Below are 10475 nucleotides of genomic sequence, written 5' to 3'. Positions count from 1 at the left end.
TATTTGTGTGTTGACTTTCATCAGATGGCTGTCTGATTTTCCGCTTCTTTTTGTACCTTTGCAAATGCAATATGAAATATCACATTAAGACAGTTGTTGTTTGGATGCGGCGCATAAGACACTCCCGTGGCTTTGGAGTCCAATCGCCGTGGGCGTATCGTTTTATCCGCTACGTTGTCAATGAGCATTATCCATATTATGCTTTTGCGGAGTTAGAGCAGGAAATGGGATATGCCGGCAAATTGGCCAATAAGATGGGACGCCTTTATTTTCGGTTAGCTAATTATCTCCAGCCGAGAGTTGTTTTCTCCTTTTATAGTAATAGGATATTTTGTGGGGAAAGAGAGATTTTGATTGTTGATAAGAAAATCAAGGAGGATGGAACTCGAGAATTTTCGGGGATCTACGAGAAATATTTAAAGAGAGGTTGTCGAAATACAGAAATCATTTCTTTGGCTTCCACTTCCGATGCCGATGTCTCAGACGCAAAAGATATTCTCGGTGCATATACCGGTTTGCCGTTAGTGAGGATGGCTTATTCAAACCATAGCGATGCACTTTTTGAAGAGGTGGCGAGTGCTGCGAATGAAGACACGGTTTTGATCATAGAAGGGATTATGAAGAGCAGAATGGCGCGGAATTTTTGGAAGAAGGTGAAGCGGGATATGCGCACTGGGATAACTTTCGATCTCTATTATTGTGGTATTGTCTTCTTTGACCATACACGGTTTAAGCAGCATTATCTTGTAAATTTTTAATATAGCTGTCATTTTTAAGTTTTATTGATGTTACAATATTTAAAATAATCATCAAAAAACTTGCAGATAGGATTTATTTTATTACCTTTGCGCCCACTAAAATGAGTAAACTTTAAGACTATGTATTGGACACTGGAATTGGCTTCAAAGCTGGAAGATGCACCATGGCCTGCAACTAAAGACGAGTTGATAGACTATGCTACTCGTTCGGGTGCACCTCTGGAAGTTCTGGAGAATTTGCAGGAGATAGAAGATGAAGGTGATGTCTATGAGAGTATCGAAGACATTTGGCCTGACTATCCAACCAAAGAGGATTTCCTCTTCAACGAAGACGAATATTGATATTCATTCGAATACGCACAAGGTCGTTTCTCTTAAGGAAGCGGCCTTGTCGTTTATGCAATAATTTCTTAAAGCGGCCGTTATATCAACGTGTTTAAACGCTTTATCACCATATTGTTCTTGTCCGGCATCATCTCTATTGAGGTGGAAGCCCAATATGATCCGTCGTTCAGTCACTATTTTGACATGGAGACGGCCTACAATCCTGCTGCAGCCGGCAAGGAGCCCAAACTTAATTTTACCGCTGCATACGCACTTGATTTGGCTGGTTTTGAACATAATCCCAGGAGTATGTATTTTGCAGTAGACCGACCCTTTTACTTCCTAAAATCATACCACGGTGTGGGGCTTCAATTTTTGAACGATCAGATAGGTCTTTTCAAGCATACCCGTGTCAGTTTGCAGTATGCTTATAAGCATGGCCTCTTTGGTGGCACCTTGAGTGCCGGTGTTCAGGTCGGACTGTTAAGCGAAAATTTTGACGGCAGTAAATTGGATGTGGGAGACAGCAACGATCCGGCTTTGAGCGGGGCAACACTAAAGGGCAACGGGCTCGATCTGGCTTTCGGACTCCATTATATACATGGAGCATGGTATGTGGGAGTGGCCGGACAGCATCTCAATGCTCCTTTGATAGAACTCGGTACTACCAACGAATTGCAAATAGACCGAACCTATTATTTGACAGGCGGATACAATATAAAATTAAGAAATCCGTTTCTAACAATAAAGCCATCGGTACTCGTGCGCACTGGCGGCACATCGTGGCGAGAGGATATAACCACCCGGTTGGTCTACACCAATGATAAGAAAATAATGTATATCGGTGCCGGTTACAGCCCTTCCACCTCGGTCACATTTTTGGTCGGGGGCACTTTCCACGGATTTGTTGTGGGATATAGTTATGAAATGTACACCTCATCCATCAACCCCGGTAATGGCAGCCACGAACTTTTCGTTGGTTATCAGCATGATATCAACCTTGTGAAGAAAGGACGGAACAAGCATAAGAGTGTCAGAATCCTTTAGGGATGTGTGCTGTCTTTCAGATGGAATGAATAACTTGGTGTGTAGATGGAAATGTAAAGAATGTGCATTGATGAGCACAGTATATTAAAATAGATAAATGAAAAGGAATTAAAACCAAATATGAAAAAAGGTATCATGATATTGGGCCTTGGCCTTATCGCTTTGACCCTTTCCGGATGTTTCAGTGCTAAGTCAGCTTCTGTCTCCGGACGGGGCGGAGAGGTTGTGGGGATCAGTGGCAGGAGTTTCAACGAACCGGCCCCTTATGGTATGGTAAGAATCAACAGAGGCTATCTCAAGATGGGACTTGCCAACCAAGACTCGCTTTGGGGCAAGGATACACCGGTAAAAGATATATCCGTAGACGGTTTTTGGATGGATGAAACAGAGGTGACAAATTCCAAATACAAGCAGTTTCTCAACTATGTGAAAGATTCCATCATCCGCACCCGATTGGCCGATCCGGCCTATGGAGGTGATGAAACCTATATGATTACGGAAGACAAGAATGGTGATCCTGTGACTCCCCATCTCAACTGGAAAAAGGCTTTGCCACGCAAGCCTAATGAAGACGAGTTGCGTGCATTTGAGAGCTTGTACACCACCAATCCTGTGACCGGAGAGAAACTTATCGACTGGCGGCAGATGAACTACCGCTATGAGATATATGATTACGCGAAAGCTGCCTTGAGACGCAATCGGATTCGCCCCGAGGAGCGTAATCTGAATACCGACCTCACGGTTGATCCCAATGAGGTGGTGATGATTTCCAAAGATACGGCCTATATCGATGATGAAGGGCGTATCATAACCGAAACCATCAACCGCCCGCTTTCCGGCCCGTGGGATTTCCTCAACACCTACATCGTTAACGTTTATCCCGATACCACATGTTGGGTGAATGATTTCCAGAACTCGGATAATGAGGTCTATCTGCGCAGCTATTTCAGTAATCCTGCTTATAACGATTATCCTGTGGTCGGGGTTACATGGGAGCAGGCCAACGCTTTCTGTGCTTGGCGCACCGACTATTTGTTGAAAGGATTGGGGCCTGAAGCCCGTTTTGTGCAGCGCTACCGTTTGCCGACGGAGGCTGAATGGGAGTATGCTGCCCGAGGAAAGAACGGTACTGAGTTCCCATGGGAGAATCAAGATGTGAAAAATGGTGACGGCTGTTTCTATGCCAACTTCAAGCCTGATCGCGGAAACTATACTAAAGACGGAAATCTGATAACGAGTAAGGTAGGTATCTTCTCTGCCAATAGCAACGGGCTGTATGATATGGCCGGTAACGTAGCGGAGTGGACAAGTACCATTTTTACTGAAGCCGGTGTAGATGCGATGAACGACCTCAATCCGCAGTTGCAATACAACGCTGCCAAAGAGGATCCCTACCGTCTGAAGAAAAAGAGTGTGCGTGGCGGTTCGTGGAAAGATCCTGAGTCGTATATCCGTTCGGCCTGGCGCTCATGGGAATATCAGAACCAACCCCGATCGTATGTGGGATTCCGCTGCGTGCGCAGTCTGGCAACCACTTCGAGCACTAAGCAAAAAGCAACAAAGATAAAGAAAAGAAGATAAATATCATGGGAGAGTACAGTAAATTCAATATAGTCTATCGTCTGCAAAAGTGGATGGATAGCGTTCCCGGTCAGACATTCCTCAACTACGCCTATAGCTGGGGAGCCTCTATCGTTATCTTCGGTACGCTGTGTAAACTGACCCACATTCCCGGTGCCAACTTTTGGCTGTTCCTCGGAATGGGCACCGAAGTGCTTGTGTTTTTTCTCTCGGCCTTTGACCGGCCTTTCGATAAGACCGCCGATGGCCGTGATATTCCCACCCATGTCACTGAAGAGTATTTGGAGACCGGCAAGGTGACGTATGGACATGGAGACAATGTTTCGGAATCCAATGCTGTTTTGGCATCCGCTCCCGGCCGACCTGTCGCCTTTAGTGGAGCAGAAGGAGCAAACTCTGTGGAAAGTGTTGCCGTAGCTGCATCTAACCAAGGGGCGTGGCTTGCCTCCCGACAGGAGATTTCCCCCGATATGGCCACGGCCCAAAACAGTTATGTGGAAGAATTGAAAAAGCTTGTAGAAACACTTGAGAAAGTGAATGAGCAGAGCAGCCGCCTCACTCGTGACAGCGAGGAAATGGAAAATCTCAACCGTACCCTTACAGGCATCAGCAAGGTTTATGAGATGCAACTCAAGGGAGCCAGTCAGCAAATCGGAACCATTGATCAGATAAACGAACAGAGTCGGAAGATGGCCCGACAAATAGAGCAACTTAATAAAATATACACCCGTATGATAGAGGCTATGACCGTCAACATGAAAGTGGCCGCCCCGGGTGTCGCCTCTAACGCAGAAGAATAATGGCAATCAAGAAAAGACCCGTTTCTCCGCGCCAGAAGATGATCAATCTGATGTATGTCGTCTTGATGGCTATGCTGGCGTTGAACATCTCTACAGAGGTGCTCAACGGCTTCTCCATTGTGGAAGAAAGTCTGAATCGGACCACTGCCAACTCATCCGCGGAGAACAAGATGCTATATGGAAACTTTGCCGACCAGATGAAAACCAATCCGCAGAAGGTGAAAATGTGGTTTGAAAAGGCTACGCAGGTGAAGAATATGAGTGACTCGCTCTATAATTTCGCACAAGAATTGAAAGAGGCGATAGTCAAGGAGGCGGACGGAAACGACGGTGATGTGCGCAACATAGATAACAAGGACGATTTGGAAGCGGCGGCAATCGTGATGTTGGCTCCCGGAAGTGGTAAGGGCAAGCGGCTTTTCAACGCCATCAACTCCTATCGTGAACGCATCCTGAAAATGGTGACCGACCCTCGTCATCAGCAAACCATCAAGAGTAACCTGTCGACAACGGTGCCCCGGAACAGCAATACATTGGGCAAGAATTGGCAGGAATACATGTTTGAAAATATGCCCGTGGCTGCGGCAGTCACCCTCCTCTCCAAGTTGCAGAGTGATGTGCGGCAGGCCGAAGGGGAGGTGCTGCACACGCTGGTGTCGAATATTGACCTCAAAGATATTCGTGTCAACAAGCTGGATGCTTTTGTTATTCCTGAAAAAACGACACTCTATCCCGGTGAACAGTTTGCCGCCAACATAGTGATGGCCGCTGTGGACACCACACAGCAACCAGAAATCTATATCAACGGCAGCAGGGTGAACACCCGTGGCGGGCGTTACGCCTTTACAGCCGGTGGTGTGGGCGAACATTCGTTCAGTGGATATATGCTCATGCGCAATGGCAACGGAGATATCCTGCGTCGCAACTTCCTACAGAAATACGAAGTGATCACGCCCCCGAGTGGTGCTACCATAGCTGCCGACTTGATGAATGTGCTCTATGCCGGTTATCAGAATCCTATGAGTATCAGTGTGCCGGGTATTCCTCAGAATGCCGTGCGGGTTTCAATGAGTGGTGGTTCGCTCACCTCTACCGGCAACGGTCATTACGTGGCAGTTCCCGCCGCCGTGGGTCACGATGTCACTTTCACCGTCTCGGCCACCGACAAGGGAAAGTCCCGCACGATGGGCAGCTATACCTTTAAGGTGCGCAAACTGCCCGATCCGACAGCTTATATCGCTCTTGGCACCGACCGTTTCAAAGGCGGTTTCTTGGCCAAGGCCTCCCTGATGGGTGTCGGAGGCATCCATGCCGCCATCGACGATGGATTGCTTGACATCGAGTTCCGGGTGGTGGGCTTTGAAGCTGTGTTCTTCGACAACATGGGCAATGCTGTGCCTATGGCCGGCAACGGTTCACAATTCTCACAAAGCCAGCGTGAGGCTTTCAGAAAACTGTCGCACAACCGCCGTTTCTACATTTCCAAGGTGACGGCCATAGGACCTGACGGCATCACCAGAAAATTGCCGCAAGCCATGGAGGTGGTGGTCAAATAATGACAGATGGATATTCTCTTTCGGTCTTTGCCTATTGCGAGACATTGATAAGCAAATTAAATCAGAACAGATAATGAAACGAATCCTATTCATATTGATGGCTGCCTGTATGGTTCAGGCTGTTTCTGCCCAGGCTCCGAAGCGCCGTGCCGAGCAGCAGGCAGCGCAGCGTTCTAATGCAAACACCCTCACTCCCCGTGCTCAGATAGAGTTTCCCACGATGGCTCCTATGCCCGAAGATGTGGTGTGGCGTCGCGACATCTACCGAGTGCTCGACCTCACCGAGGATGCCAACGCCGGCCTTTACTATCCTGTAGAGCCGTTGGGCAATCAGATGAACCTTTTCACCTACCTCTTCAAGTTGATGATGGTGGGCCCCTCACGCGGCGGCATCAATGCCTACGAGTATCGGCTCGACGGCAATGAAATCTTTAACGACTCTGCTCGCATCAAGCCTTTGCAGTTTCTTGATAACTATCACATCTTCTATGAGCGCGAGAATGGGCGTGTGCATCTTGACAACAGCGATATTCCATCTCGCGAGGTGAAGTCCTATTACATCAAGGAAAGTTCTTACTACGATCAGGCTACGGCCACTTTCCACACCAAAGTGATTGCTCTTTGCCCCATAATGGAGCGTGAAGACGATTTCGGAGACGGTGCCACGAAGTATCCACTGTTCTGGGTCAAGTATGACGACCTCGCCCCTTATCTCGCCAAACAGCAAATTATGACGAGCAATCTCAACAATGCGGCCATGATGAGCATTGACGACTATTTCACTCGCAATCTGTATAAGGGTAAGATTTACAAGACAACGAATATGCTCGGCCGCACATTGGCGCAATATTGTTCCAGCGACAGTGCCATGAACAAGGAACAGAAGCGCATTGAACGCGAACTCGCCGAGTTTGAAAAGAACATTTGGGGCAATCAAGCTCGCAAGGATTCTCTCGATTCTATCGCCAAAGCCGGTGTCACGGAAAAAGGCGCCAAGGCCGTGAAGCGCAACCGCCGGAGCGGCGGCACGGTTACGGTGAAGAACCGGCGTGCCCGGAGCGGCTCCTCTTCGGGCAGTTCTTCGGCCCGTGTCACCGTGCGTCGTGAGCGTCATTAGCCAATTTTACGCAGACTGACTGAGGGTTGCGTGCCGGCCCACGGAATGTCTGTTTCCAATAGTAAAGGTTTAATTTAAGGAGAACAGATTATGAAAAAGTTATTTTCTTTAGTCTTGGTTGTCTCAGCGATGCTGTTTGCGACTGAGGCCGGCGCACAGATTAAGTTTGGTGTGAAAGGTGGTTTGAACGTGACCGATATGAGTTTCAACAGCAAGGTTTTGAGTGCATCCAACCGTACCGGATTTTATATCGGCCCTACGATGAAGTTCACGCTCCCCGTCATCGGGCTGGGTGTCGATGCTTCTGCTCTCTACGACTATCGTTCTGCCAAGGTGTCAGCCTTTGCCGATGACAAGAATGTGGTGTCTGATGAAACCGTCAAGCAGGAGCAAATTGCCGTTCCCGTCAATCTCCGTTATGGCTTCGGCTTGGGACAAACGGCCGAACTCTATTTCTTTGCCGGTCCCCAGTTTGGTTTCAATGTGGGAAACGACACGGAGAAGCCTATCAACTGGAAATGGAAGGAGTCCAATTTCAGTGTCAATCTTGGTGCAGGTCTGATGCTTCTTAACCATTTGCAGCTTAATGCCAACTACAACATCGCCTGCGGAAAAACTGCTGAAGCCACCTTCGACAAGGTGAAGACCGGCATTAAAGGCAAGTCCAACTCCTGGCAGATAGGTTTAGCCTATTACTTCTGATTTTCCTCTGCCGGCCATGAGGCAGGCGCAAAGTGAGACATATCGGGCAGATGCTCCTTCATGGTGTATCTGCCTTTTTTTGTTTTAGGTTTTGCTTTGAAAACCGGATATGAAAGTACCGGGCTAAATATCTATGATGGAAATTGCGCTTCTATCTTGAATGCCTACCGACAAAATACATTAAAAGCAGACAGTCGCTTGCCGATGTCTGCTTTTTTTTGATTATCTTTGTACCTCATGAACTTTGTCGATGTCATATTGCCGCTGCCTTTAGAAGGCACTTTCACTTACTCCCTGCCCCCCGACATGGAGCGGCGGGTGGCTGTGGGTGTGCGGGTGCTCGTGCCCTTGGGCAAGAGCAAGCGTTATATCGGCATAGTCGATGCAGTGCACGACCGCCGACCGGAGTTTGCCAGCAAACCGGTTATAGAGATACTCGATAAAGCCCCGGTGCTTTTTCCCCAGCAACTTCGGCTTTGGCACTGGATAGCCGACTATTACATGTCGCCCCTCGGTGAAGTCTACAATGCTGCCATGCCGGCCGGTTTGAAGTCGCAAGACAAGTACAAGCCCAAGATGGAGCTCTATGTCGGCTTGTCACAGAACTATCGCAGCGAGCAGGCCCTACATGTCGCCTTGGGGCTGTTGGCCCGTTCGGCCCGGCAGCAGAAAGTGCTCACAGGCTATCTGGCCCTTTCCCATTGGGACAGTCTGGAAGGCAACGTGCCCCGCGAGGGCATTGTCAACATCACGCGCGACGAGCTTCTCAATGCCTCCCACTGTACGCTGGCCAACATCAAGGCACTCATAGACCGTGGCATCCTCTTCACCTACGAGTTGGAAGTGGGGCGGCTGAACAATGGAGGAGAACCGCATCTCGACCATGTTCATCCGCTCAATGAGGCACAGCAGGAAGCTTACAATCTCATTTTGCTGAAGATGATGGCCAAGCCGGTGGTGCTCTTGCATGGAGTCACCTCGGGCGGAAAGACCGAGATCTACATCCACCTCATCCAACAAGCCCTTGCCGATGGCCGGCAGGTGCTCTATCTTCTGCCCGAGATAGCCCTCACGGTGCAAATCATGAATCGCCTGCGACGCGTGTTCGGCAACCGGCTGGGCATCTACCACTCCAAATACAGTGATGCCGAGCGGGTGGAGATATGGCAGAAACAGCTTTCGGCCAATCCCTACGATGTGGTGCTTGGTGCCCGCAGTGCTGTGTTTCTGCCGTTCAAGCGGCTCGGACTTGTCATCATCGACGAGGAGCACGAGACCTCTTTCAAGCAGCAGGAACCTGCTCCGCGCTATCATGCCCGTTCGGCAGCCATCATGCTGGCGCAGATGTATGGGGCCAAGACGCTCCTCGGTACGGCCACTCCCTCTATGGAAAGCTACTACAATGCCCGTAGGGGGAAATACGGACTGGTGGAACTCACCACTCGTTTCAAGGGGATAGAGTTGCCCGAAATAGAAGTGGTAGACACCAAAGACCTGAAGAGGCGCAAGATGATGACCGGGCCGTTTTCCCCCCGTTTGCTAACGGCTGTGCGCTCGGCCCTTGAAAGCGGTCGGCAGGCCATCCTTTTCCAAAACCGCCGTGGCTTCGCGCCGATGATAGAGTGCCGTGTGTGTGGTTGGGTGCCGAAGTGTAAGAACTGTGACGTGTCGCTCACGCTGCACAAAAATCTTAACCTGCTCACCTGCCACTATTGCGGTTATTCCTACCCGGTGCCCACGGAGTGTCCCAACTGCGGTTCGACCGAGCTCCATGGCCGGGGATACGGCACCGAAAAGATAGAAGACCGGATACGCTACCTCTTTCCCGAAGCGCGTGTGGCCCGTATGGATCTCGACACCACCCGCACACGGAATGCCTACGAGCGCATCATCGACGACTTCTCGGCCGGCCGCACCAATCTGCTCATCGGCACGCAGATGATTTCCAAAGGGCTGGATTTTGACAAGGTGAGTGTCGTGGGCATTCTCAATGCCGACTCCATGTTGAACTATCCTGACTTCCGTGCATACGAGCACGCCTTCATGATGATGGCGCAGGTGAGTGGCAGGGCAGGACGCAAAGGGCAGCGCGGACTGGTGATTTTGCAGACGGGAAGCCCGCAGTTGCCGGTCATCCGGCAGGTGGTGCATAACGACTATGAGGGCTTCTTCGCTGACCTGTTGGAGGAGCGCAGGATGTTCCGCTACCCCCCTTTCTACCATCTCGTCAATGTCTTTCTGAAGCATCGTCACGACGGTGTGGTGGAGACGGCCGCTACAGAACTCGGAAGTCGGCTGCGCCAGTGGTTCGGCACTCGGGTGTTGGGACCGGACAAGCCCGTCATTGCCCGTGTCAAGACGATGCACATCCGCAAGATAGTCATTAAATTAGAGGCCGGAATTGACCTGAAAAAAGTCCGTGACTACCTCAAACTTGCCCAAAGTCAGATGTTGAAAGACTCGCGATATGGTGCTTTGCAAATCTATTATGATGTAGACCCTTTTTAGACGGATAGATACACCGAGGCGTCAGACGAAGGCGAGAGGTGTGTCATGGCATCCGATATTGGAAGCAATAACAATCGCATCA

Annotated in this window: 9 protein-coding genes; all 9 read left to right on the top strand. The window is 49.7% G+C overall.

Annotation, left to right across the window (positions count from 1 at the left end):
* The first annotated feature begins 71 nt into the window (after positions 1-71).
* The 9 genes from HMPREF6485_RS01430 (at position 72) to priA (ending at position 10393) form a co-directional block, all read left to right on the top strand.
* Positions 72-758, top strand: coding sequence for a hypothetical protein (locus HMPREF6485_RS01430; protein WP_044125694.1), 687 nt, complete (start codon positions 72-74; stop codon positions 756-758).
* 120 nt (positions 759-878) lie between these two features.
* Positions 879-1100 carry a DUF2795 domain-containing protein gene (locus HMPREF6485_RS01425; protein WP_004342485.1) on the top strand — a complete coding sequence of 74 codons (222 nt, stop codon included), beginning with the start codon at positions 879-881 and terminating at the stop codon, positions 1098-1100.
* A 90-nt stretch (positions 1101-1190) separates the two neighbouring features.
* Positions 1191-2129 (top strand): PorP/SprF family type IX secretion system membrane protein, encoded by a 939-nt coding sequence (locus tag HMPREF6485_RS01420; protein WP_004344177.1) that lies wholly within the window; start codon positions 1191-1193, stop codon positions 2127-2129.
* Between the two features lie 120 nt (positions 2130-2249).
* Positions 2250-3710 carry a T9SS ring complex lipoprotein PorK/GldK gene (gene porK / locus HMPREF6485_RS01415; protein WP_004344174.1) on the top strand — a complete coding sequence of 487 codons (1461 nt, stop codon included), beginning with the start codon at positions 2250-2252 and terminating at the stop codon, positions 3708-3710.
* 5 nt (positions 3711-3715) lie between these two features.
* Positions 3716-4510 carry a GldL-related protein gene (locus tag HMPREF6485_RS01410; RefSeq protein ID WP_004344172.1) on the top strand — a complete coding sequence of 265 codons (795 nt, stop codon included), beginning with the start codon at positions 3716-3718 and terminating at the stop codon, positions 4508-4510.
* Positions 4510-6066 carry a type IX secretion system motor protein PorM/GldM gene (porM, locus tag HMPREF6485_RS01405; RefSeq protein WP_004344171.1) on the top strand — a complete coding sequence of 519 codons (1557 nt, stop codon included), beginning with the start codon at positions 4510-4512 and terminating at the stop codon, positions 6064-6066. The genes HMPREF6485_RS01410 and porM overlap by 1 nt, the downstream gene beginning before the upstream one ends.
* A gap of 73 nt (positions 6067-6139) precedes the next feature.
* Entirely contained in the window at positions 6140-7183 is a 1044-nt protein-coding gene (gene porN / locus HMPREF6485_RS01400; RefSeq protein WP_044125691.1) for a type IX secretion system ring subunit PorN/GldN, read from the top strand.
* A gap of 90 nt (positions 7184-7273) precedes the next feature.
* Positions 7274-7885, top strand: a complete 612-nt coding sequence (locus HMPREF6485_RS01395) for a porin family protein (protein WP_004344168.1) — start codon at positions 7274-7276, stop codon at positions 7883-7885.
* A gap of 237 nt (positions 7886-8122) precedes the next feature.
* Positions 8123-10393: a replication restart helicase PriA gene (gene priA / locus HMPREF6485_RS01390; RefSeq protein WP_004344164.1), complete on the top strand. Its 2271-nt coding sequence runs from the start codon at positions 8123-8125 to the stop codon at positions 10391-10393.
* The last annotated feature ends 82 nt before the right edge of the window (positions 10394-10475 follow it).

The organism is Segatella buccae ATCC 33574 (assembly GCF_000184945.1).
GTDB lineage: Bacteria > Bacteroidota > Bacteroidia > Bacteroidales > Bacteroidaceae > Prevotella > Prevotella buccae.
The sequence above is the reverse complement of the archived record's forward strand: the minus strand, read 5'-3'. Positions and strand labels throughout refer to the sequence as shown.